This window comes from Neisseria sp. N95_16 (genome assembly GCF_002551535.2).
Taxonomy (GTDB): domain Bacteria; phylum Pseudomonadota; class Gammaproteobacteria; order Burkholderiales; family Neisseriaceae; genus Neisseria; species Neisseria brasiliensis.
On sequence record NZ_PDBT02000148.1, the window covers coordinates 1 to 1100 of the forward strand.

Here is a 1100-nt window from a genome sequence, read left to right on the forward strand (position 1 = left end):
ACGCCAAAGTTAATGGGGCAGTGCCAAACCAAATGTATCGTGCAATTGCAAACGCATTAGCAGAAAAAGCCAACGCCAACACCACCATCACCGCAGGCAACGGCTTAAGCGGTGGCGGAAATTTGACTGCAAACCGCACAATCGCGCTGGGCACGCCGAGCAAAATCACCGCGTCGACAAACAACAGTGTCTCCGGCACGTCGCACACGCACGAGATTGACAAAGCCAGCACTACAACAGCCGGCGTCGTGCAACTGTATAACGGCTTGGGAAGCACAGCGACGGACTTAGCGGCAACGGCAGCGGTTGCGAAGCAACTAAATGAAATAAAAGCCACAAAATCAACAACATTGGCGGGATACGGCATTGAAGACTGGGTTGTAAGCGGCATCTCATTATCAAGTAGCGACAATCTAAACAGCATCACTGCAAAAGGTTTTTATTATCAAGCGGCAACGGCAAACGCGTCTCTAAGTAACAACTATCCGGAGGCACGTGCCGGCGTACTAGTCGTGTCATACAGCGGCGGCAGTATGCAGCGCTACACAACAATCGATGGTCACGAGTATGTGCGCGTATTCTCTTCGTCGTGGGGCAGATGGCTGCGCGTTGACGGCCGCGATGCTGTCATGACAAGCGGCAGTCAAACAATCGACGGCGAGAAAACATTTAATCATCGCACATATCACAACGGCGGCGTCACATTCAGCAACTCGAATGGCGATAATACCGGCCGATTGGGCTCAAATACTAGTGATACGTATATTGAAAATACGCAGACAAGAAAGTTTTTGCAGCTCAAAAACGACGCTCGCTCGCATACAGTAATGACCCGATTTTGTTGCAATCATCATTGAGCAATGCAGTCAACAGCAGAAGCTCAACGACACCGGCAAGTGTTGCTGGCGTCAAAACCGCCTACGACAAAGCTGTTAAGGCGGCCACCGCAACCCGCCGCAGCTACAGCCGCACCATTAACGGCACAGCATCCGGTCATACCGAACAAACCATGCGCGTCACAGGCGAGACGGTCATCAGTCCCGATGGCAGCGTTGTGCAGTATTTTCACATCAAGAATGCTAAGCCCCTTTGGTTTGGTT

2 protein-coding genes are annotated in these 1100 nt (G+C 51.5%); both read left to right on the forward strand.

What is annotated here, in order from left to right; genetic code table 11:
• Positions 1 to 857 (forward strand): pyocin knob domain-containing protein (locus CRG49_RS12920; RefSeq protein WP_232727260.1); only part of this gene is annotated, 857 nt, incomplete at its 5' end.
• A partial coding sequence (locus CRG49_RS12925; RefSeq protein ID WP_198515176.1) for a tail fiber protein occupies positions 839 to 1100 on the forward strand: 262 nt, incomplete at its 3' end. The genes CRG49_RS12920 and CRG49_RS12925, both read left to right, overlap by 19 nt.